The organism is Rheinheimera sp. D18, from assembly GCF_004345025.1.
Classification (GTDB): domain Bacteria; phylum Pseudomonadota; class Gammaproteobacteria; order Enterobacterales; family Alteromonadaceae; genus Alishewanella; species Alishewanella metallidurans.
In genome coordinates this window covers 1,738,489-1,761,961 of the sequence record NZ_CP037745.1, presented here as the reverse complement: position 1 = coordinate 1,761,961, position 23,473 = coordinate 1,738,489, and the positions used below count along the sequence as shown (strand labels likewise).

Genomic DNA, 23,473 nt, shown 5'->3' with positions numbered 1-23,473 from the left:
ACAGCGATGAAGAAGTTAGTTTTCTCAATCTATCGTTACAACCCTGATGTTGATAAAGCACCACGGATGCAGGATTACACGTTAGATAATCCTGAAGGACGCGACATGATGGTGCTTGATGCACTAATCAAGTTGAAAGAGCAAGACCCAACATTATCGTTTCGTCGTAGCTGTCGTGAAGGCGTCTGCGGCTCAGATGGTGTGAATATTAATGGTAAAAATGGTCTAGCTTGTATTACGCCATTAACTGCAGCGGGCACTAAAGGCGGCAAAATTGTTGTTCGTCCATTACCAGGTTTACCGGTAGTGCGTGACCTTGTGGTTGATATGAGCCAGTTTTATACGCAGTATGAAAAAGTGAAGCCGTATTTGATTAACGACAGCAAGTTACCACCAGCCGGTGAGTTTCTGCAGTCGCCGGAAGAACGTGCTAAACTTGACGGCCTGTACGAGTGTATTTTATGTGCGTGTTGTTCAAGCTCTTGCCCATCATTTTGGTGGAACCCAGAGAAGTTTATCGGCCCGGCCGGTTTGCTAAATGCATACCGTTTCTTGGCAGATAGCCGTGATACAGCAACAGAGCAGCGTTTAAACGATCTAGATGATGCATTCAGCGTATTCCGCTGCCATGGCATCATGAATTGCGTTAACGTATGCCCTAAAGGTTTGAACCCAACCAAAGCAATTGGTAAAATTAAATCTATGTTGTTAAATCGGGCGCTGTAATGCGCCCTTTTTTGGTATGTAAGTAAAAAACGGCCTGGTAACCTGCGAACAGGCTGTTTTTTTGCTATTTTTCCAGGTGCGCGGAAATTAAGGGAAACTACTAAATGCACGAAGGTGTAATGAAGGCATGGCTAGAGTCTTCTCATCTTGGCGGCGGCAATATGGCCTACGTCGATGAGCTGTATGAATCCTACTTGGCTGAACCTACCAGCGTTGGCGATGAATGGCGTGAGTTTTTCGCTAAATTGCCAAAGCTTGACGGTGTCGATCTTGAAACCCGTCATTCTGACGTAAGGCAGCAGTTCTCTGAACTTGCTCGTAATAAGCATCGCGAAGTGGTGGTGGTCAATTCTGCCACCGCCGCCGATAGCCGTCAGGTGAAGGTGTTACAGCTGATTAACTCTTACCGCTTTCGCGGTCATCAGCAAGCCAATTTAGATCCGTTAGGGTTATGGCAACAATCAAGAGTGCGTGATTTAGAATTATCGCACCATGATTTGTCAGAAAGCGACTTTGATACCGAGTTTAATGTGGGCTCTTTTGCCGTAGGTAAAGAAACCATGAAACTGGGTGAGCTATACAAAGCATTAGAGAAAACCTATTGTGGTTCTATCGGTGCGGAGTATATGCACATTGTTTCTACTGACGAAAAGCGCTGGATCCAACAGCGACTTGAAGCCAATCAATCAACACCTTCGTATGATAAGCCAACTAAAACCCGCATTTTAAATGGGTTAGTTGCAGCTGATGGTCTTGAAAAATACTTATCTTCTAAATTTCCAGGCGCAAAGCGTTTTGGTTTAGAAGGCGGCGATGCCATGATCCCAATGCTTAAAGCGATGATTCATCACGCTGGTGAGCAGGGCGCGAAAGATTGCGTAATTGGTATGGCGCACCGTGGTCGTTTAAATACACTTATTAACGTGCTAGGCAAAAACCCATCAAAACTATTTGATGAATTCGCCGGTAAATACGAAGTAGTCGGTGCCGGTGATGTTAAATATCATATGGGTTTCTCATCTGATTTTGCTACCGCAGGTGGCAATGTACACTTAGCATTGGCGTTTAACCCTTCGCATTTAGAAATTGTAAACCCCGTAGTTATGGGGTCAATCCGTGCTCGCTTAGACCGTCGTGGTTGTACCGATGGTTCATTAGCCCTACCTATTACTATTCATGGCGACTCGGCATTTGCTGGCCAAGGTGTAGTAGCAGAAACCTTTAACATCTCGCAAACGCGCGCGTTTAAAGTGGGCGGCACGGTACGTATTGTTATTAACAACCAAGTGGGTTTCACAACGTCTAACCCAGAAGACACGCGCTCAACAGAATACTGTACTGACATTGCGAAAATGGTGCAGGCACCTATTTTCCACGTTAATGGCGATGATCCAGAGGCGGTAGTTTTTGTGGCGCAGTTGGCGGTAGATTACCGCAATACCTTTAAGCGTGATGTGGTTATCGACTTAGTATGTTATCGCCGTAACGGCCATAACGAAGCGGACGAGCCAAATGCAACGCAGCCATTGATGTACCAAAAAATTAAAAAACATCCAACCGCACGCGAAATTTACGCGAAAAAGCTGGTAGCGGAAGGGTTATTCAGCGATGAGCAAATTAGCGCGCTAGTTGAACAATATCGTGATGCGTTAGATAAAGGCGATTGTGTAGTAGAAGAGCGTAAAGCGGTTACTTCTGCCTCGTCCGACTGGACACCGTTTTTAGGCCGTGATTGGGATAGTGCATACGATGCTAGCATGTCGGTAGACAAGCTGGTTACGCTTGGTAAAGAAGCGACGCGTATTCCCGCAAACCACGTGCTGCAGCGTCAGGTTGGTCGTGTTTACGAAGACCGAGCGTTAATGTTAACTGGTGAAAAGAAAATTGATTGGGGTTTTGCTGAAATCTTAGCTTATGCATCAATTGTGGCTGAAGGTAGCCGAGTACGTATTGTTGGTCAAGATTCTGGCCGTGGTACTTTTTTCCATCGTCACGCTGCGCTGCATAGCCAAACTGACGGTTCGGTATACACGCCGCTTGAGCATATCAGTAAAGACCAAGGCCCATTCCAGGTATACGACTCTGCATTGTCAGAAGAAGCCGTAATGGCCTTTGAATATGGTTACGCCACTGCTGAGCCACGCGCTATGGTAATTTGGGAAGGTCAGTTCGGTGACTTTGCTAACGGTGCTCAGGTAGTTATTGACCAGTTCTTAAGTTCAGGTGAGCAAAAGTGGGGCCGGTTATGCGGTTTAACATTATTGCTGCCACACGGCTATGAAGGCCAAGGCCCAGAGCACTCGTCTGCGCGCTTAGAACGCTTTTTACAATTATGTGCTGATCATAATATGCAAGTCTGTGTGCCTACCACACCTGCGCAAGTGTACAATATGCTACGCCGGCAGATGGTTCGCCCAATGCGTCGGCCACTCATTGTTATGTCGCCTAAATCATTGTTACGTCACCCATTGGCAACCTCAACGTTAGAAGAGTTGGCCGATGGTAAGTTTCATAACGTGATTGGCGAAATTGATGATCTTAAGCCAGCTGATGTGAAGCGAGTGGTGTTCTGTAGTGGTAAGGTTTATTACGACTTGCTAGAAGAGCGCCGTAAGCGTGAACAAACAGACGTTGCTATTGTTCGTGTAGAACAGTTATATCCGTTCCCACATGAAGAAATGGCAGCAGTATTGAGCCAGTATCAACATGTTACTGACTATGTTTGGTGTCAGGAAGAGCCGCAAAACCAAGGCGCTTGGTATTGTAGCCAGCATCACTTCCGTGCTGCAATTCCTAAAGCGGGTAACCTTACTTATGCTGGTCGCGATGCATCGTCATCGCCTGCTGTAGGTTATTTATCTGTACACAACAAACAGCAGCAAGCGTTAGTAAACGACGCGTTGAGCATTAAATAATAGATTGATCGGCCCAGATTGGGCCGATTAAACAAAATAAGACCAACCGGTAAAAGGTGAAAAAGTGGAAATTAAAGTACCCGTACTTCCAGAATCCGTTGCAGATGCAACCATCGCCACCTGGCACGTTAAAACAGGCGAAGCCGTTACACGCGATCAGGTATTAGTTGATATTGAAACCGACAAAGTGGTACTTGAAGTTGTTGCTCAAGCCGATGGCGTAATGGGCGAAATCATTCATGACACTGGCGCTACGGTATTAGCAGAGCAAGTTATCGGTAACATGCAAGCCGGTGGTGCACCTGCTGCTAAAGCTGACGCGGCACCAGCAGCTAAAGCGGATACCGCACCTGCGGCTACTGCAGATGACAGTAATGATGATGCGTTAAGCCCATCAGTACGTCGCATGATTGCAGAAAAAGGCTTAGATGCTAACAAAATTAAGGGTAGCGGCAAAAATGGCCGTGTGACCAAAGAAGACGTAGAGAAGTTTGTTGCCGGTGCACCAGCGAAAGCCGCACCAGTTGCAGCTGCGACAGTTGTAGCACCGGTTGGCGATCGTAGCCAAAAACGTGTGCCTATGACACGTTTACGCAAAACTATTGCCAACCGTTTATTAGAAGCGAAAAACTCTACCGCCATGTTAACCACGTTTAACGAAGTTAACATGAAGCCAATTATGGACTTGCGTAAGCAGTATCAAGACGTGTTTGAAAAGCGTCACGGTATTCGTTTAGGCTTTATGTCATTTTATGTGAAAGCGGTAACTGAAGCATTAAAGCGCTTCCCAGAAGTTAACGCAGCCATTGATGGTGACGATATCGTTTATCATAACTACTTTGACGTAAGTATCGCGGTATCTACGCCACGTGGTTTAGTAACGCCGGTATTGCGCGATTGCGATAAAATGAACTTGGCTGAAATTGAACAGGCCATTAAAGCGTTAGCGTTAAAAGGTCGTGATGGCAAATTAGCTATGGATGACTTAATTGGCGGTAACTTCACCATCACTAACGGTGGTGTGTTTGGCTCGTTAATGTCTACGCCAATAATTAACCCACCACAGTCAGCTATTCTGGGTATGCACAAAATTCAGGATCGCGTAATGGTTGTTGATGGCAAGATGGAAATTTTGCCAATGATGTATTTAGCGCTGTCATATGATCACCGTATTATCGACGGTAAAGAATCTGTTGGTTTCTTGGTAACAATTAAAGAATTGTTAGAAGACCCTACCCGTATTCTGCTGGATATTTAATTATTCAGTGAAATTAACTAAAAATGCTGTTGTTTTGCTACAACAGCATTTTTTATCTTAGTGGTTGGTATTATAATACGTGCCGATCAAACGTCAGGCTGTACCATAACGGACAGCTTCCATATTCAAATGAACGGAAAATAGCCATGAATTTGCACGAGTATCAGGGTAAGCAACTGTTTGCCCAGTATGGTTTGCCTGTATCTAAAGGCATTGCCGCAGCTACAGTTGAAGAAGCGGTAGCAGCTGCAGACAAAATCGGCGGCGATATGTTTGTTGTCAAAGCTCAGGTTCACGCTGGTGGTCGCGGTAAAGCGGGCGGCGTAAAACTGGTTAAGAGCAAAGAAGACATCAAGGCATTCGCAGAAAAATGGCTTGGTAAAAATCTGGTAACTTACCAGACAGACGAAAAAGGTCAGCCTGTTAGCCGTATTCTGGTTGAGCCTTGCACAGATATCGCTAAAGAATTGTATTTAGGTGCAGTAGTTGATCGCTCATCACGTCGTATCGTGTTTATGGCATCAACTGAAGGTGGCGTTGAAATTGAAACTGTTGCCCACGAAACACCAGAAAAAATCCTGAAAGCAGCGGTTGATCCTCTGGTTGGCGCTCAACCATACCAAGGCCGTGAATTAGCGTTCAAATTAGGCTTAGAAGGCAAACAGATTAACCAGTTCGTGAAAATTTTCATGGGTTTAGCTCAACTGTTTAAAGATAAAGACTTAGCCTTATTAGAAGTTAACCCATTGGTTATTACACCGGCTGGCGACTTACATTGTTTAGACGCTAAGTTAGTGGTTGATGGTAACGCGTTGTACCGTCATCCAGAATTAAAAGCGATGCAAGATCCATCACAAGAAGATCCGCGTGAAGCACATGCTGCTGCATGGGAACTGAACTATGTAGCTCTAGGTGGCGACATTGGTTGTATGGTTAACGGTGCCGGCCTAGCAATGGGTACTATGGACATCGTTAAATTGCACGGTGGCGAGCCAGCTAACTTCTTAGACGTTGGCGGTGGTGCAACTAAAGAGCGCGTAGTTGAAGCGTTCAAAATTATCCTGTCTGACGATGCGGTTAAAGCCGTTTTCATCAACATTTTCGGCGGTATCGTACGTTGCGATATGATTGCGGAAGGTGTTATCGGCGCGGTTAAAGAAGTCGGCGTTAAAGTACCAGTAGTGGTACGTCTGCAAGGTAACAACGCAGAATTAGGTGCTAAGGTGCTGTCTGAAAGCGGCCTGAACATTATCGCTGATACAGACCTAACAGGCGCTGCTCAGAAAGTTGTTGCAGCGGCTAAGGCATAAGGGGTAAGCAATGAGCGTTTTAATTAATAAAGATACTAAAGTAATTTGTCAGGGTTTTACTGGCGCACAGGGTACTTTCCACTCTGAGCAAGCCATTGCTTACGGTACTAAGATGGTTGGCGGTGTAACGCCAGGTAAAGGTGGTCAAGTTCACTTAGGCTTACCAGTATTTAATACTGTTGTTGAAGCAGTAGCTGCCACTGGTGCAACGGCATCAGTAATCTATGTACCAGCAGCATTTTGTAAAGACTCTATCTTAGAAGCGGCAAACGGCGGTATTAAACTGATCGTTTGTATCACTGAAGGCATTCCTACACTGGACATGCTAGATGCGAAAGTAAAATGTGACGAGTTAGGTGTAGTATTAATTGGCCCTAACTGCCCAGGCGTTATCACACCGGGCGAATGTAAAATTGGTATCATGCCAGGTCATATTCACTTGCCAGGTAAAGTTGGTATTGTTTCACGTTCAGGTACGCTGACGTATGAAGCCGTTAAGCAAACTACTGATTACGGTTTTGGCCAGTCTACCTGTGTTGGTATTGGTGGCGACCCAATTCCAGGTTCTAACTTCATTGATATTCTGAAATTATTCCAGGAAGATCCACAAACTGAAGCTATCGTAATGATCGGTGAAATTGGTGGTTCAGCTGAAGAAGAAGCTGCAGCTTATATTAAAGCTCACGTGACTAAGCCTGTAGTATCTTATATTGCTGGTGTTACTGCACCTGCTGGTAAGCGTATGGGCCACGCCGGTGCTATCATCTCTGGTGGTAAAGGTACAGCTGAAGAAAAATTTGCTGCGTTAGAAGACGCAGGTGTTAAAACCGTGAAAAGCTTAGCTGACATTGGTAAAGCACTGAAAGAGTTAACTGGCTGGTAATACCTGCTATTAGCTTGCTAAAAAGCCCGCTGCTACAGCGGGTTTTTTTATTGCTATAAAACTAGCGCAAGGCAATGTTTTTCATGGCGGTGGTAGTAGCCAGCGTGGTTTCTGCTGCTATAATGCCGCATCTTAACTAAGTTTTAGCGTAAAAAGGACAGAGTATTTTATGGCGGACGTTGAACATCGCCCCAGCAATTTTATCCGGCAAATTATTGATACCGATCTAGCTTCAGGCAAACATAGCGCAGTGCAAACGCGTTTTCCGCCTGAGCCAAACGGCTATTTGCACATTGGTCATGCCAAGTCTATCTGTCTTAACTTTGGTATTGCGCAAGACTATCAGGGTAAATGTAACCTACGTTTTGATGATACTAACCCAGAAAAAGAAAACGTCGAGTTTGTTAACTCTATTCAGCAAGACGTTAATTGGTTAGGTTTTCAGTGGGATGGCGCAGTGCGCTATTCTTCAGACTATTTTGATGCCTTGTATGGCTATGCCGTAGAGCTGATCAACAAAGGCTTAGCTTATGTCTGTTTTTTAAATGGCGAGCAAATGCGTGAGTATCGCGGTAATTTAACTCAGCCAGGTAAAAATAGCCCAAGCCGTGATACCAGCCCAGCTGAAAACTTAGCGTTGTTCGAAAAAATGCGCGCTGGTGGTTTTAAAGAGGGCGATTGCTCATTGCGGGCCAAAATTGATATGGCCTCTAGCTTTATGTGTATGCGCGATCCGGTTATTTACCGTGTTAAATTTGCTCATCACCATCAAACCGCCGATAAGTGGTGCATTTACCCGATGTACGACTTTACGCATTGTATCTCTGATGCGTTAGAAGGTATTACTCATTCACTGTGTACGTTAGAGTTTCAAGATAACCGCCGTTTGTATGACTGGATCTTAGACAATATTACTATTGCCTGTCATCCGCAGCAGATTGAGTTTTCGCGCTTAAATCTCGAATACGCGGTAATGAGCAAGCGTAAACTGCAAACCTTAGTCGAAAAAAATGTGGTATCTGGTTGGAATGACCCGCGCATGCCAACTATTGCCGGTTTACGTCGCCGTGGTTATACACCGGCAGCGATACGCGAGTTTGCTAAGCGGATTGGTGTTACCAAGCAAGATAACGTGATTGAAATGAGCGCGCTTGAAGCCTGTATTCGTGAAGATCTCGATAGCAAGGCGCCGCGTGCGATGGCAGTGCTAGAGCCGCTTAAAGTTACGATTACTAACTACCCATCAGATGGTATCGAATGGATTGACGCGGCTAACCACCCTAAAGACGAGACCATGGGTAGCCGTAAACTGCCATTTGGCCCAGTAGTGTTTATCGACCGTGCCGATTTTAAAGAAGAAGCTAATAAAAAGTACAAACGCTTAGTTTTAAATGGCGATGTGCGTTTACGTAATGCTTATGTTATTCATGCTGATGAAATGATTAAAGATGCAGAGGGTAATATAGTTGAATTAAAATGCAGCTATTTACCTGAAACCTTAGGCAACAATCCAGCCGATGGCCGTAAAGTGCGTGGTGTTATTCATTGGGTAGAGGCAACTCAGGCTTTACCTGTAGAGTTTCGTGTATATGATCGACTGTTTAGTTGCACTAACCCCGCAGCCGAAGAAGACTTTCTTACGGTAGTTAACCCGGACTCGTTAGTAGTAAAACACGGTTTGGCAGAGCCATCGTTGAAAAATGCACAACCAGAGCAGGCTTATCAATTTGAGCGAGAAGGTTATTACTGCGCCGATAATTGTGATTCAAGCGCTGACAAGTTGGTGTTTAATCGCACCGTAGGCTTGCGTGACAGCTGGGGTAAAGAAGAAGAGTAAAATATATCTGTATAAAAAGGCCGCTACTGTTCTGGTTAGTACAGTAGCGGCTTTTTTTATTGTTATTACTTTTTCAGTAACACACCAAGACCAACAATGGCGGCAATAGCGCCACCGACTAAAAACCAAATTGAATTGTCGGTTGGGTTACCGGTTACCATTTCTGTTACCTGTGAAGCGGTAGAGTTGTACTCGGTGTAGCCAAAATATAGCAAAATAGCTCCGGCAACTAATAGCGCTAAACCAATAATCTTATTCATACATGCTCCATTACTGTAGTTATATTATATTTTACGGTGTTAAGTGTGAATATGTTATTGCCTTGCATATTAGGTTGTTACCAACCTAGCAAGTACTGCTTATATAACATGACACAAATATTTAACGATGCAAAGTGTTTAACGATGTAAAGTCTTGTTATAGTTATTTATTGCCAGTTGACTCTGGTATTATTGTTAACCATTACAGCTTACTTAAACTGCAGGTTTATCATGGAACTTTTTTTAGCGGTATTGTTCTTTGCCTTTTCAACCACTATTACGCCTGGGCCAAATAACGTCATGATCATGTCATCAGGCATGAATTATGGCGTTAAAGCCAGCGTGCCACATTGGCTTGGCATTTGTTTGGGTTTCCCGTTGATGGTGATGTTGGTCGGGCTAGGTTTTGGTGTGGTGTTTGAGCGTTATCCACATTTACATCAGCTAATTAAAGTATTAGGCGTTGCTTACCTTATATGGTTGGCTTGGAAAATTGCTAGTGCTGAGCCCAAATCGATAGAGCAGGGCAAAAGTAAACCCTTTAGTTTTATCCAAGCAGCGTTATTTCAGTGGATTAACGGTAAAGCGTGGGTGATGGCCAGTAGTGCTGTGGCCGCTTTTACTGTGGTCGGCGGCGTATATTGGATTGATGTTAGCGTTATTACGCTGGCATTTTTATTGATGGCGTTTCCCTGTGTTGGTTTATGGTTAGTGTTTGGTGCTGCGCTGCGCTCATTGTTAACCAAAGCTATCTTTCAACGTATTTTCAACATTAGCATGGGTGTTATCTTGTTATTGTCGATAGTACCTGTGGTAGTAGAGGTTTGGCGTTACTATTTTACACCCGTGAATATTATTTAATTATTGTTTGGAGCCGTGCTAATGAAAACGTTAATAGCTTTATTGCTGTTGGTAATTACAGCTTGTACAGCAACACCGCCACAGACGGTATGGATTGATGTGCGAAGCGCAGATGAATATGCCGCTGGTCATCTTGTTAATACCGTTAATATTCCTCATACCGAGATTGCATCGGGTGTAGCCAAGCTCAACCTAAGTAAGGACACCCCAATCGCCGTATATTGTAAAAGCGGTCGACGAGCCGATGTAGCGCTAGAAACCTTACAGCAACTTGGCTACAGCAATGTGGTTAATAAAGGCGGTTATGAAGATTTAAAGCAGAAACTTAATAGCGAACATGAACGGAAGTGAAGAGAAAATTCGCTTAGAGCATGACGCAGCACGGTTATTTATGCGTTTATATGAACAGCGTTTTGGTATTGAAATGCGCCATATTTGGCATAACGAACCGTCGCAGCCTGATGTGTCATGTTACTTAGCTGAACAACGGCTTGATTTAGAAATAGCCCACTTATATGGCAGTGAAGCCGAAGCCATGCTTATTCTTGGCCGTGAAATTGGCGATAATATTCATAAAGAGTTGATTGCATTACTGCGCACACCACCAGAGCGTAGGCTAGTGGCGGCACTTAATCGACTGATCAGCAACAAAGCAGAGAAAATATATAATTCCGACCGAGTTTGGCTAGTGATCCGTAATGCTAACCCACTGTGGACCCGACAAGACATACTCAGCAATTGCAAACGGTTAAATATGCCCAAACAGCATCCGTTTGAGCAAATCTGGCTTATCGGCGATATCCAGGGGAAAAGTGGTCTTCTTGCATTATATCCGTCTGAATTAACCGAAAATGAGCCTAATTAATGACGACATTAGTAAATTGGCGTTGGGATATTTTTTGTGCCGTTATCGACAACTTTGGCGATATCGGTATTTGTTGGCGTTTAAGCCGACAATTAGCGACTGAACACAATATCGCCGTTAAACTATGGGTTGATGATTTAGCCAGTTTTGCCAAAATTTGCCCTCAATTAGATACCAATCTAGCAGTGCAGCAACTTGCTGGCGTAACAATATGCTTGTGGTCAACCACAACTGACTGGCAGAAAAACGCTGTTGCCGATGTCGTTATTGAAGCCTTAGCCTGCACTATTCCTATGCCATATCAGCAACTAATGACAGCACAGCCGGTAAAACCTTTATGGTTGAATTTAGAATATTTATCGGCTGAATCTTGGGTAGAAGGCTGTCACGCGTTGCCCTCACCACAACCGCATTTAGCCTTAGATAAACACTTTTACTTCCCGGGTTTTACTTCTGCTACGGGTGGCTTGTTGCAAGAGAAAGATTTACGTCAGTGCGCGGAACAATTTATCGCTAACGCAGATTTACAGCATAAATTTTGGTGCGATCTAGGCATAACTAACAGTATTAACTATCAACAAAAAATTTCCTTGTTTGCCTACGATCATCCTAAAATCGATAGCTTATTACAGTACTGGCAGCATTCAGACCGATCAATATTATGCCTGGTACCCGAGGGCGTGTTAGCACAACAACTGTTGAGCTTATATCCTGCGCTAGCTGCCAGTGGGGATATAACGCTAGGTGCGCTTCGGCTCAAAGTGCTGCCGTTTATGGCGCAAGATAATTATGACAAGCTACTATGGGCTTGTGATGTTAATTTTGTTCGCGGTGAAGACTCAATAATCCGCGCACATTGGGCGGCTAAACCCTTTATTTGGCAAATTTATCGTCAAGCCGAGCAAGCACATTTAGATAAACTTAAGGCATTTATGCAGCGTTATTGCGAAAAAATGTCAGAAAACATGGCTGAAATAGTACAGGAATTCTGGCTAGCGTGGAATACAACTGCTGATTTAGCCGACAGTTGGCAAGTATTTAGTGCATTATTGCCGCAGATAGCCGAACATAACCTAAAGTGGCACACAGAGTTAACCTTAAATGGGGATCTTGCTAGCAACCTCGTGCACTTTGCTGAAAAAAAATTTATAATACGTCACAATTTTTCCTAACGAGAAGATATAACAGTCATGATGAAAGTAGCTCAAGAACTTCGCGCGGGTCAGGTAATAATGGTTGGCACCGAAGCGATGGTAATTTTAAAAGCCGAATTTAATAAATCAGGCCGTAACTCAGCCGTTGTTAAAATGAAAATGAAAAACCTGTTAAATGGTCAGGGCATGGAAACGGTATACCGTGCTGATGACAAGTTTGAACAGGTTTTATTAGAAACTAAAGAAGTAACCTATTCTTATTTCGCTGATCCTATGTATGTATTTATGGATCAGGAATATAACCAGTTTGAAGTTGAAGCCGAAAACATGACTGAAGCACTTAAATACCTGGTTGACGGTATGGAGTGTTCAGTGGTGTTCTACAACGAGCGTCCTATTTCTGTAGACTTGCCAACTGTAGTAGTACGCAAAGTAATTTACACCGAACCTGCAGCCCGTGGTGATACCTCAGGTAAAGTGTTAAAGCCAGCTAAAATTGAAACTGGTTTTGAGTTAATGGTTCCAGCATTTGTAGATGAAGGTGACAAGATTGAAATTGACACCCGTACCGACGAATACCGTAGCCGCGCTAAATAAGCTTAACTACTTGAGAAAAGGCGCTGCGGCGCCTTTTTTTATGCTGAAATAAACTGTTTGGGAGCCATCTATGCCAACAGAAAAGCAAAAAATGTTAGCAGGGCAGTGGTATAACCCGTTAGATAAAGCCTTAGTTGCTGAACGTGCGCTAGCGAGGCGTTATCAACACCAATTTAACCAAAGTTCGCCTGACGATGCGGTACTGCGGCGAAGCCTATTAAGTCACTGGTTGCCCGACACCGGTAAACATTTCTATATTGAACCCCCGTTTTTTTGCGACTACGGCTATAACATTCACGCGGGCAATAAAGTGTTTTTTAATTTTAATTGCGTGGTGTTGGATGTCGCGCCGGTGCATATCGGTAATAATGTATTTTTTGGCCCAGCAGTACAAATTTATACGGTAAACCATCCGTTAGAGCCAATAAAACGGCGTACTTTACTGGAACAAGCCTTACCGGTCGTTATTGGCGATGACGTTTGGCTAGGCGGTGGTGCCATTATTTTACCCGGCGTAACTATTGGTGCTGGCAGCGTAATTGCGGCGGGTAGCGTTGTGAGTAAAGATATTCCGCCCGGTGTAGTTGCCGCAGGTAACCCCTGCAAGGTTATTAAATTAATTACAGAGTAGTACACGTGACAACCATTCGATTAATAACGCCGGCTGATTTACCCGCAGTAATAACCATTCAAGACAGCTGTTACAGCGATGCACTGTTTGAGGCGCCTGAGCTGTTAAACCAACGCTTAGCTGCACAACCGCAGAGCTGCTGGTTAGCTGAAAGTAATGCTAAACACGTATTGGCGTACTTATTAAGTTATCCCGCGATGATTGGCGACATTGCGCCGTTAGGAAGCCCCTTTAAACAAGTTGTTAATGCTAATACGCTGTATTTACATGATATGGCGGTAGACAACCGTGCTAGAGGTTTAGGCTTGGCGCAACAATTATTACAACAAGCGCTGCGCTTTGCTGCTGAGCGTGGACTAACCAATTTAGCTTTAGTTGCCGTGCAGGGAGCGGTGCCGTATTGGCAACGGAATGGGTTTAGCACAGTAGCGGTAACAAGTGATCAGGGCCAGCAAGCGCTGCACAGCTATACTGGCCAACAGGCGGTATATATGCAAAAGCCTTTAATATAAGGTTAGGGTTAAAATAACGCTTTTAACGCGACAATAAATATAAGTCAGCTAAGGTCATATTATTGCCGCCAAGCCTTAGCTGGCTAAGTAGTAACAGCGCACAGCTGTATGCGTCTTCAAGTGCGTGATGATTAGGCATAACTGGCAAACCATGGCGCTGTAAGCAGCTAGATAGCTTTAATGCATCATGCTTTACTACCTTACCTTGGCGTAATAGGCGCTGCCATTCTACTTGCATGGTATCAACAAATTTAAAGCGCGGCGCTTTACCAAAACTGCGTTTACAGGCTACCCGCAAAAACTGTTCATCTAATTTACTGTGGTGGGCAACAAATACATAACCTGCATATTGGCGTAATAGTTCGGTTAATACCGTTTTTATGTCAATACCCTGTTTTAGTTGGTTATCATGCAGGCCATGATAAATAGCGCTTTGGCCGACACTTATTGGGCTATTTATTAAATAGTGTTTAGCCTCTGCTAATACAATTTCTTGTTGACGTATTGGCACCCAACCAATGCTAACAATATAGTCTTTGCTTGGGTTTAGGCCGGTTAATTCTAAATCTAACGCGAGAAAGTTACTCTGTTCAACTAGACTATTGCCCGCTGGCAATACGGTGCTAGCAAAGCCTGTAACGACATTGTCGGTTAGGTTTTTTTGTCGCCACCACCAATTGATCATTTACATATCTCGACAAAAGCGCTGCTTTAAACGCCCTTGCGCTTCGTTAATTACCGCAAAGCCATCTTTTAACTGATGCCGCGCTAAACCTGACATATCCACTGGATCAAGCAAGTTGCTTACATCATGGCCTTGCATCAGATCGCGTTGGTGTTTTTCCCAGCGTAACTGCGCCATTAAATCAAAGGCATCGTTAATGTTTTGGCTATCCTTACTATCAATAATACCCTGTGCGGCCAGTTGTTGTAGTCGGCGCCGGGTGTTTACTTCAGTAATGCCGGCCGATAGGGCATATACCCGTACTAAATCGGTGAGTAAGCTGATACCGCGCTTTTTTAAATCTAAGCCTTTTTTATATTTTCCGTCTTGCTCTAAAATAAAGTTTTTAAACAAACCAAGAGGTGCCGTGCGCTGCAGGGCGGCTTGAGCTAAATGATATAAAAATAGCGGTGCACCAGTGGTGCGCTGTAAAATATCTTGTTGTAAGGCATTAAATAAGCCTTTGCTGCCATCGATTACTCGAAGATCAAAAAAGATACTCGATTTTAAAATTGCCTCCGGCGTTGGTGTGGCGATCCAGCGTGTAAAACGGCCCGACCAACCTTTTAAGCTTAAGCGTAGTTCAGGATTAGTGGCCATAATATTGCCGGGGCACAACGTAATACCGCACTGAGCAAGGCCATGACAAACAAATTCGGCTAAAGCAGAAAAGTAATCTTCAACCGCACCAATCGGTTCTTTTTCGAGTAACAATGCATTGTCTTGATCGGCGTTTAAGCTTTGATCCATTCTGGCTTGTGAACCAAAGGCTAACCAGCTAAACACACAAGGTGGTTCGCCTAATTGCTGTTTAGCTAAATAAATTAACCGCTGGGTAAGGGCGTCGGTAATAGTGGTGATAACATGTCCAGCTTCATGCGCTGGCACTTGTTGTTTGTTCAACGTAATGGCAAGTGCGGCTATTTGTTGGCTACAACGCTCTAAACCAGCAACACTCTGCTGCCGATGAATTTCACCAATCAGATAAACCGGATGATCTTGCTGGCTACGAATAATGTCGGTGGCACTGATCATAGCGCAGCACACACCATGTTCTAGTACTGGCAAATGATGAATATTATGCTGGCTCATTTGCTGTACAGCTTCATACAAGTAGGCATGACGATCAATACTGTGTGGTTGACGGGTCATAACATGACCAACCTGAGTACTGGCCGGTAAGCCTTCTGCTAACACACGATTACGCAAATCACGATCGGTTATAATGCCCACCAGTTTGTCTTTTTCTTCAACTAATAATGATGATACTCGGCTATCAGACATCAGTTTGGCAGCGTCTTGTACGGTTTTTTCTGGCGCAATAGCAATTTTATGTTGTTGTATAATATCGCTAATTTTAAGCGTAAAGCGGGTGTTTTGTTGTTGATCTCGGTATTGGTGTAAACGTCGGCTAAATAAACGCTGAAAGAAGATATCAATATTTTTGTACTGATAACGACATTGATGAAAAGCCTTAGCGTCTAGATAATAAATTAAGCCATCTTCTTCACATAAAAGCGTGTCATTATCCACTAAGCCAGTAAGCAGTTGTTGATAACCGTAAAAGTCACCGCTTTGTAGCTTAGTGAGTAACTGCTGCTGATCGCTATACAGTGAAAATATGCCGGTACGCACTATAAGTAAACGGTCAGAATCGATGCGTACCTTGCCTTGAGCTTGGCAGTAAAACACATTAATTTGCGCCGATAATTGGCTAAGTTCGCTGTCGCTTAGTTGATCAAAGGGGGTGGTTTCAGCAAGAAAACGGCTAACATCAGCAACTTCCATTTGGGCTCCGGCAAAAACAAGCAGGGTGAATTAGCAAAGCTTAGCTAATATCGTTTAACTAGCATTTTTTAACTAGCACAGACGGCGCTAATTAGCGCATCGTCGGCATCCAGCTGTTGCCACTGACCGTTTAACGGCGCATCAGAAAGTGGGATGTCGAGTTGTTGATTAAAATCGGCTCTAGCATGCTTAGTGCAATGCAGTACTACCGGCACTCGTCGCGCCATAGCACGGCGTTCAAAAAAATACAGATCAACCAATTTTACATCGGGGTTTTTAGTATTGGCTGACGCATTAGCAATGTCCGCGGCGATAAAACGTAGTGTTTGTGGATACAGGTAACTCCAAGGCCGCCATGGTGTTTGTTGCTGTATCGCTTTAACCACCACCACGCCACTGGGTAAACGCTGTGCTTGATATTGATACCAGCTATATTCACCTTGAATTTGAAAGCCAAGCATGGCTGCACCAGCAAATACCGGCACCAACCAACGCGGCGCACGGTTACGGCTAAGTTTACGCAGTAATAATGCAATACCTGCTGCACCTAAACCGGCAAATATGGTGGCAATTAATTCCCAAAACATCGCTATTTCCTAAAAAGACGGGCCTTCACCATGAAAGCCCGTTTAATCATGTTTAGTGACCCGTGGCTACACCGGCACCTTTAGGGTAACGAACACTTTCAACCAGTTCTTGAATGTGTTTTGGCGGTGCTGCCGTTACTGACGATACGGCAAAGGCAACGATAAAGTTAATCATTGCACCTATAGCACCAAACGATAGCGGGGAAATACCATAACCCATAGAACCCAATAACCAGTTTTCTGGTGTATTAGCAAAGGCGGCGGTACCCGGAATAAAGAACCAGCCTAAGTATAAGAAGATATATACCATGGTTGACAATAACCCTGCCAACATACCGGCAATGGCACCTTTATTATTTACCCGCTTGGAGAATATACCCATCATTAACGCTGGGAATATTGATGCTGCAGCAATACCAAAGGCTAGAGCTACCACCTGTGCCGCAAACCCGGGTGGGTTCATGCCTAGCCAGGTGGCGACGACTATAGCTACCGCCATGGAGATACGTGCAGCACGTAACTCGTTCTTTTCACTAATATTAGGGTTAATTGAGCCCTTTATTAAGTCATGGCTAATTGCTGACGATATTGCCAACAGCAAACCTGCAGCAGTAGATAATGCCGCAGCTAAACCACCGGCTGCAATTAAGCCTATAACCCAACTGGGTAAGTTAGCAATTTCAGGGTTAGCTAATACCAGAATATCGTTGTTTACGGTAAGTTCGTTACCTTTCCAACCCCGTTCTGTTGCTACCTGCTTATAGCTTTCTGATTGGTCGTTATATAACTGGATCAGGCCATCACCATTTTTATCTTCAAAGGTAATTAAGCCAGTTTGTTCCCAGTTTTTCACCCAATCCGGGCGATGCGCGTAATCAATGGGGTTGGTTACTTCACCTGATGGATAAATGGTGGTTAACAAGTTTAACCGCGCCATGGATGCCACTGCTGGTGCAGTTAAGTACAACAGTGCAATAAACACTAATGCCCAGCCGGCAGACCAACGCGCGTCTGATACCTTAGGCACAGTGAAAAAGCGGATAATAACGTGAGGTAAACCAGCCGTACCAATCATCAATGATAAGGTAAATAACACCATATTTAGCTTGTTAGGCACATCGGCAGTGTAATCGGCAAAGCCAAGTTCACGTACTACCAAGTCTAGCTTGTGTAACAGTGGCATACCTGATTCAAGGTGGTTAGAAAATAAACCCAGTGGCGGTAAAAAATTACCTGTTAGTTGCAGTGAAATAAATACGGCCGGAATAGTGTAGGCAATAATTAGTACGACATATTGTGCTACCTGGGTATAAGTAATGCCTTTCATGCCGCCTAATACCGCGTACAAAAACACCACTATGCCAGCAATAATAAGCCCTGTATCGCTTTCTACTTCTAAGAAGCGAGAAAAGGCCACACCCGCACCGGTCATCTGCCCGATAACATAGGTTACTGAGGCAATAATTAAACAGGCTACCGCAACAAAACGTGCGTTTTTACTGTAAAACCGATCGCCAATAAACTCTGGTACGGTAAATTTACCAAACTTACGTAAATAGGGTGCGAGTAACATGGCAAGCAGCACATAGCCACCGGTCCAGCCCATTAGGTAGCTTGAGGTTGCATAACCACCAGCAGCAATAATGCCGGCCATAGAAATAAACGATGCCGCTGACATCCAGTCAGCTGCGGTTGCCATACCGTTCATTACCGGGTTTACACCGCCGCCGGCAACATAAAACTCTTTGGTTGACCCGGCACGAGCCCAAATTGCAATAGCAATATAGAGCGCGAACGAGCTGCCGACAAAAATAAGATTGATTGCAAATTGACTCATGACGGGTTTACTCCTCGTTTAAGCCAAATTCTTTATCGAGCTTATTCATTCTCCAAGCATAGAAGAAGATTAAAACGATAAAGGTTAAAATAGACCCCTGTTGCGCAAACCAGAAGCCAAGATCGGTGCCGCCTACTCGAATGTCTGTTAACCATGGCCGGAATAAAATACCGCCACCGTAGGACACTAAAGCCCAGATAATTAGGCTGCCAATGATCAGGCGAAGGTTCGCTGACCAATAAGCCGCCGCGTTGCGATCGTGCTCGTTCATAAATACACTCCTTTTCTTTGTTATTTTTATCTCGCAACGTTAATCTAGCAGTAGTTAAGGCAAGTGAAAGCCCGACTTTAGTCGAAGCTGGTTAAGGTTATTTGACTTAGCTAGGCAATTAAGACCAAAGTATTCAATAAGCGCATTAATATAATAAGAAACGGAGAGTGCTGTGGCCGCTTGGGTAGTTGCTTTACTAGCATTGGCGTATGTTGGCGGTTTATTCCTTATTGCTAACTGGGGCGAGAGGCATGCCGATGACAAACTAATACGAAAGTATGGTGGCTTAATTTATAGCCTAGCGTTAGCCGTATATTGCACATCATGGACCTACTACGGTGCGGTAGGCACAGCAGTTACTAAAGGCTGGGACTACTTTGCTATTTACTTAGGCCCAGCACTGCTGTTTATTTTCGCTCAACCGTTCTTATTTAAATTGCTGTATGTAGCAAAAAAGCAAAACGTGACCTCTGTCGCCGATTTTATTTCATCGCGTTATGGCAAACGAAAAAATATTGCGCTATTAGCATCGTTAGTATGTTTGGTCGTAGTAGTACCTTATATTGCGTTGCAGCTTAAAGCGGTGTCTAGCTCGTATCAGGTATTATTAGGCGGCGACTTTACTAGCGAGAGCACTATCTGGTGGCAAGACAGTGCATTTTTAAGCGCGTTAGCCATGGCATTTTTTGCCATTTTATTTGGTACCCGTAAGCTACACCTTACTGAACAAAGCCGCGGTGTAATGGTCGCCATTGCCTTTGAATCTGTGGTTAAGCTGTTTGCTTTAATGATCTTAGGTATGGCGGTGTATATCTTTGTGTTAGGCGACAGTGCCGATATCTTGCAGCGCTTTGCTTCGCATGCCGTAGCTCAACATCAAAACAGCAACTTTGGCGTGCTAGAGTTTATTACCAAAACGGTACTAGCGATGGTCGCAGTGTTTTTACTGCCACGCCAATTCCACGTTGCCTTTGTTGAAAACGTATCACATCATCACTTACGCCATGCTAGGCGCTGGTTCTCGTTATATTTATTTTTAGTTACGTTAATGGTTATTCCTATTGCCATTGGCGGTATGCAGTTATTTCCCGATGCACTAAATTCTGCCGATAGCTTTGTTTTATTGATCCCAGCCAAGTCAGGCTGGGACACCCTTAGTGTGTTAGTGTTTATTGGTGGCTTTTCTGCTGCTACCTCAATGATTATTATTGCTACGCTGGCGCTATCAACCATGATTAGCAACGACGTAGTTATGCCAAGCTTGCTGCGACGTAGTAAGCGCCAAGGGTTATCACACGATTACAGCTTACTGATTTTATTAGTCCGCCGCGCGATGATCATTTTGGTGATGGCACTGTCGTATTTGTATTACCGTATGTTTGCTCGTAATTATGAACTGGCTGAAACGGGTTTATTAGCTTTTGCTTTAGTTATTCAGCTGGCGCCAGCGGTTATTGGTGGCCTGTACTGGCGTCGTGGTAATGCCTGGGGCGTATACTTTGGTATTAGTATTGGCTTTGCCTTGTGGTTTTATACCCTAATGCTGCCACAGCTGGTAAGTACTGGCGCCGTTGACAGCGATATTATGCAAACAGGGTTATTTGGTTGGTCGGCACTGATACCTACCGCGTTATTTGGCGCCAAACTGGATATGCTTAGCCACGGCGTAATGTTTTCACTTGGCTTTAACTTATTGTTTTATATTGTTGGTTCACTGCTGAGTCACGTTAGCTTACAAGACCGACTGCAAGCCGTGGCCTTTGTTAAACCCAATTTGCCGGTAAATCATCAAGACACCGTGGCACGGCGTATTCGCATTCGTAATGCCGATTTAAAAATTTTGTTAGAACGTTTTGTTGGTGTTAGCCGAGCGAATGAAAGTTTACAAGAATACGCTAGGCGCCAACAAATAGGCTTGCAACTAGATGATTTACCCAGTAGCGGTTTAGTTGAATATGTTGAACGTGAACTTGCGGGTGTTATCGGTGCGTCGTCAGCCTCGGCCATGGTTAATGCAGTGCTTGAAGGGCGTCAGCTGGGGTTAGAAGACGTAGTAACCCTATTTGACGATACGACACAGGCCATTCAATTCTCGCGTAAAATTTTGTTTTCTACCTTAGAGCATTTAAGCCAAGGCGTAAGTGTTGTAGACCGGGATCTTAATTTAGTGGCATGGAATAAAGCTTACCTTGAAATGTTTGACTACCCCGATGCCATGGTGCGAGTAGGGCGACCGGTTGCCGATATAGTCCGCTTTAACGCTGAACGGGGCTTGTGCGGCGAAGGCAGTGCCGATGAGCATGTACAAAAACGTATTGGTCATATGCAAAATGGCACAGCCCATGTATTTCAGCGCGTACGCCCAGATGGCAAGGTTATTGAAATGCGCGGCAACCCTATTCCTGGCGGCGGCTTTGTTACCAGCTTTACTGATATTTCTGATCATGTAAAAGCCGTGCTGGCGCTGGCAGAAGCTAAGCAACACTTAGAAGATAGGGTACAAGAGCGAACGCAAACTATTTCTGAAATTAATCATGAGTTGTTATCTGAAGTAAAACGGCGCCGCGAAACCGAGCAGCAATTACTGCAAGCCAAAGGCGAGGCTGACGTTGCCAACGCTTCTAAAACACGGTTTTTAGCGCTAGCCAGCCATGATATTTTGCAACCACTTAATGCCGCGCGCTTATTTACTGCCGCGTTAGCCGGTAGCAATGACATCCAGCAGCAACAGCATATTATTGGTCAGTTAGATAACTCACTTAAAGCGTCAGAAGAGCTTATTTCAACCCTATTAGAAATTGCGAAACTAGACGATGGTAAGCTGTCACCTGATGTGCAAACTGTGTCACTTAAAGAGCTGTTAGCGCAATTGGCTGACGAATTTAGTTTACTAGCGAAGCAAAAGGGCTTGCGTTTAGTGGTACGTAAAGTGGACTGCCAAACACAAACCGATCCAACTTATTTGCGGCGTATTTTGCAAAACATGTTATCTAACGCAATTAAATATACCAAGCAAGGCCGTATTTTATTAGGCGCGCGTAAACGTGGTAACCAATTACTCATACAGGTATGGGATACTGGCCCGGGTATTTCTGAACCCGATTTACAGCGTATTTTTGAAGACTTTTATCGTATCGACGCAACCGCCAAGGGCCAACAAGGTGTAGGGCTGGGCTTGGGTGTGGTTAACCGTATGGCAAAGTTACTAGGTCACCCGCTTAAAGTAGCGTCTTGGCCGGGCAAAGGCAGTATGTTTAGTTTACAGTTACCTTTAGTCGCTGCGAGTAATCGCACTGAGCTACCTTTACCTAGTAATACAATACAACGGCCAATAACCGGTTTATCGGTGGTGTGTGTTGATGACGACGCCGCAAACCTAGCCGCCTTAGCGGTATTACTACAACAGTGGCAAATTGATAATGTGGTTTGCTTTTATGATGAAGAAAGCTTACTCGATTATGCTAGAAACCACGCCGCGCCAGATGCACTGCTCATTGACTATCAGTTAGGCCAGCACCTTAACGGCTTAGAGCTATACGAAAAGGTTAAGCTGGTTTGGGGTAATGTGAATGGTATTTTAGTTTCCGCGTCACCTGAGGCCGGTTTGGCGATGAAAGCCAAGCAACAAGGCTTAATGTTTTTAGCTAAACCCATTAAACCTGCCGCGCTTAGGGCCAGTTTAAACCATTTAAAAATGTTAAAGCGCGCTAATAATTAAGGCCGGCGAGTTAATGCGGGCTGGCCATAGCTTTATTTACTGGCGGCTCTAGTGTTAAGCGCTGTGCTTGAATAACCACTTGGGTGCGGTTAGTTACGCCAAGCTTGCGAAAAATAGCCGTAATATGGGCTTTAACTGTGGCTTCAGAAATATGTAAATCATAGGCAATTTGTTTATTTAGCCAGCCTTCGGTTAAGTAATACAGCACTTTATACTGTTGCTGAGTTAACTGAGCTACTTTGGCGGCAAGATCTAAATCGTCTTCTGCTTCGTTACTATTATGCTCAAAAACTAGCTTTTTTAACGCCGCAGGCACCCATAGCTCGCCAGCCATTACGCTATTTAACGCAGTGCTAATGTCGGCAGGGTTGGCTGATTTTGGCACATAGGCCGAGGCACCAAACGCCATTACTCTGCGAATAACATCGAGCTCTTCACTGGCTGAAATCACCACAATAGGTAAAGACGGAAAGTTTTTACGTAGTTGGATTAAACCTAAAAAACCGCAGTTTCCAGGCATATGCAAATCAAGTAGTAATAAATCAGTGTCAGGGTGTTGTTCAAGGGCAATACAGGTACTGTCAAAACTGTCCGTTTCAATGGTGGCTTTAGTGGCAAAGGTGCTACTAATGGCGTTGATAAGTGCATTGCGAAATAACGGATGGTCGTCAGCGACGATCAGTTTTGCCATCTTTTTCTCCAGCTAAGCTTGTTGTAATTATTATAATAAAGGCCGCTT

The 23,473-nt window shown here is 44.3% G+C and carries 21 protein-coding genes; 14 read left to right on the top strand and 7 right to left on the bottom strand.

Annotation, left to right across the window (positions count from 1 at the left end):
* Positions 1 to 6 precede the first annotated feature (6 nt).
* The 6 genes from E0Z06_RS08335 to glnS all read left to right on the top strand — a co-directional run bounded on the left by E0Z06_RS08335 (position 7) and on the right by glnS (position 8,929).
* The gene (locus E0Z06_RS08335) at positions 7 to 726 is read left to right on the top strand and encodes a succinate dehydrogenase iron-sulfur subunit (protein WP_132583656.1); all 720 of its coding nucleotides are present in this window, start codon (positions 7 to 9) and stop codon (positions 724 to 726) included.
* Positions 727 to 830: 104 nt separating this feature from the next.
* Positions 831 to 3,641, top strand: a complete 2,811-nt coding sequence (locus E0Z06_RS08330; protein ID WP_132583654.1) for a 2-oxoglutarate dehydrogenase E1 component — start codon at positions 831 to 833, stop codon at positions 3,639 to 3,641.
* A gap of 64 nt (positions 3,642 to 3,705) precedes the next feature.
* Positions 3,706 to 4,899: a 2-oxoglutarate dehydrogenase complex dihydrolipoyllysine-residue succinyltransferase gene (gene odhB / locus E0Z06_RS08325; protein ID WP_132583652.1), complete on the top strand. Its 1,194-nt coding sequence runs from the start codon at positions 3,706 to 3,708 to the stop codon at positions 4,897 to 4,899.
* A 146-nt stretch (positions 4,900 to 5,045) separates the two neighbouring features.
* Positions 5,046 to 6,209, top strand: a complete 1,164-nt coding sequence (gene sucC, locus E0Z06_RS08320; protein WP_132583650.1) for an ADP-forming succinate--CoA ligase subunit beta — start codon at positions 5,046 to 5,048, stop codon at positions 6,207 to 6,209.
* A 10-nt stretch (positions 6,210 to 6,219) separates the two neighbouring features.
* Positions 6,220 to 7,092, top strand: coding sequence for a succinate--CoA ligase subunit alpha (gene sucD / locus E0Z06_RS08315; RefSeq protein ID WP_132583648.1), 873 nt, complete (start codon positions 6,220 to 6,222; stop codon positions 7,090 to 7,092).
* 169 nt (positions 7,093 to 7,261) lie between these two features.
* Entirely contained in the window at positions 7,262 to 8,929 is a 1,668-nt protein-coding gene (gene glnS / locus E0Z06_RS08310; RefSeq protein ID WP_132583646.1) for a glutamine--tRNA ligase, read from the top strand.
* Between the two features lie 65 nt (positions 8,930 to 8,994).
* Here the strand turns inward: glnS and E0Z06_RS08305 are convergent, their stop codons facing one another.
* A complete protein-coding gene (locus E0Z06_RS08305) occupies positions 8,995 to 9,189 on the bottom strand; it encodes a DUF3185 family protein (RefSeq protein ID WP_132583644.1) in 195 nt (64 codons plus the stop codon).
* 231 nt (positions 9,190 to 9,420) lie between these two features.
* Here E0Z06_RS08305 and E0Z06_RS08300 point away from each other — a divergent pair, with 231 nt between their 5' ends.
* The 7 genes from E0Z06_RS08300 to E0Z06_RS08270 all read left to right on the top strand — a co-directional run bounded on the left by E0Z06_RS08300 (position 9,421) and on the right by E0Z06_RS08270 (position 13,809).
* Positions 9,421 to 10,050, top strand: a complete 630-nt coding sequence (locus E0Z06_RS08300; protein ID WP_132583642.1) for a LysE family translocator — start codon at positions 9,421 to 9,423, stop codon at positions 10,048 to 10,050.
* A gap of 21 nt (positions 10,051 to 10,071) precedes the next feature.
* Positions 10,072 to 10,401, top strand: coding sequence for a rhodanese-like domain-containing protein (locus E0Z06_RS08295; RefSeq protein ID WP_132583641.1), 330 nt, complete (start codon positions 10,072 to 10,074; stop codon positions 10,399 to 10,401).
* Complete coding sequence (locus E0Z06_RS08290; RefSeq protein WP_132583639.1) at positions 10,388 to 10,915, top strand: hypothetical protein; 528 nt, start codon at positions 10,388 to 10,390, stop codon at positions 10,913 to 10,915. Before E0Z06_RS08295 ends, E0Z06_RS08290 begins: the two co-directional genes overlap by 14 nt.
* Positions 10,915 to 12,087 carry an elongation factor P maturation arginine rhamnosyltransferase EarP gene (gene earP / locus E0Z06_RS08285; RefSeq protein ID WP_132583637.1) on the top strand — a complete coding sequence of 391 codons (1,173 nt, stop codon included), beginning with the start codon at positions 10,915 to 10,917 and terminating at the stop codon, positions 12,085 to 12,087. Before E0Z06_RS08290 ends, earP begins: the two co-directional genes overlap by 1 nt.
* A 21-nt stretch (positions 12,088 to 12,108) precedes the next feature.
* Positions 12,109 to 12,666 carry an elongation factor P gene (efp, locus tag E0Z06_RS08280; RefSeq protein ID WP_132586755.1) on the top strand — a complete coding sequence of 186 codons (558 nt, stop codon included), beginning with the start codon at positions 12,109 to 12,111 and terminating at the stop codon, positions 12,664 to 12,666.
* Positions 12,667 to 12,736: 70 nt separating this feature from the next.
* A complete protein-coding gene (locus E0Z06_RS08275) occupies positions 12,737 to 13,297 on the top strand; it encodes a sugar O-acetyltransferase (RefSeq protein ID WP_132583635.1) in 561 nt (186 codons plus the stop codon).
* A 5-nt stretch (positions 13,298 to 13,302) separates the two neighbouring features.
* A complete protein-coding gene (locus E0Z06_RS08270) occupies positions 13,303 to 13,809 on the top strand; it encodes a GNAT family N-acetyltransferase (RefSeq protein WP_132583633.1) in 507 nt (168 codons plus the stop codon).
* 22 nt (positions 13,810 to 13,831) lie between these two features.
* On the opposite strand, the gene E0Z06_RS08265 is transcribed toward E0Z06_RS08270, so the two are convergent.
* The 5 genes from E0Z06_RS08265 to E0Z06_RS08245 form a co-directional block, all read right to left on the bottom strand.
* Positions 13,832 to 14,494, bottom strand: a complete 663-nt coding sequence (locus E0Z06_RS08265) for an exonuclease domain-containing protein (protein WP_132583631.1) — start codon at positions 14,492 to 14,494, stop codon at positions 13,832 to 13,834.
* The gene (locus E0Z06_RS08260; protein WP_132583629.1) at positions 14,495 to 16,321 is read right to left on the bottom strand and encodes a DUF294 nucleotidyltransferase-like domain-containing protein; all 1,827 of its coding nucleotides are present in this window, start codon (positions 16,319 to 16,321) and stop codon (positions 14,495 to 14,497) included.
* Positions 16,322 to 16,389: 68 nt separating this feature from the next.
* Entirely contained in the window at positions 16,390 to 16,908 is a 519-nt protein-coding gene (locus E0Z06_RS08255) for a hypothetical protein (protein ID WP_132583627.1), read from the bottom strand.
* Between the two features lie 52 nt (positions 16,909 to 16,960).
* Entirely contained in the window at positions 16,961 to 18,745 is a 1,785-nt protein-coding gene (locus E0Z06_RS08250; protein WP_132583625.1) for a sodium:solute symporter family protein, read from the bottom strand.
* Between the two features lie 7 nt (positions 18,746 to 18,752).
* Positions 18,753 to 19,016, bottom strand: coding sequence for a DUF4212 domain-containing protein (locus tag E0Z06_RS08245; protein ID WP_132583623.1), 264 nt, complete (start codon positions 19,014 to 19,016; stop codon positions 18,753 to 18,755).
* Between the two features lie 172 nt (positions 19,017 to 19,188).
* On the opposite strand from E0Z06_RS08245, the gene E0Z06_RS08240 reads away from it, so the two are divergent.
* Positions 19,189 to 22,734, top strand: a complete 3,546-nt coding sequence (locus E0Z06_RS08240; protein ID WP_132583621.1) for a PAS domain-containing hybrid sensor histidine kinase/response regulator — start codon at positions 19,189 to 19,191, stop codon at positions 22,732 to 22,734.
* 10 nt (positions 22,735 to 22,744) lie between these two features.
* Here E0Z06_RS08240 and E0Z06_RS08235 read toward each other — a convergent pair whose 3' ends face one another.
* The gene (locus E0Z06_RS08235; RefSeq protein ID WP_132583619.1) at positions 22,745 to 23,425 is read right to left on the bottom strand and encodes a response regulator transcription factor; all 681 of its coding nucleotides are present in this window, start codon (positions 23,423 to 23,425) and stop codon (positions 22,745 to 22,747) included.
* Positions 23,426 to 23,473 lie beyond the last annotated feature (48 nt).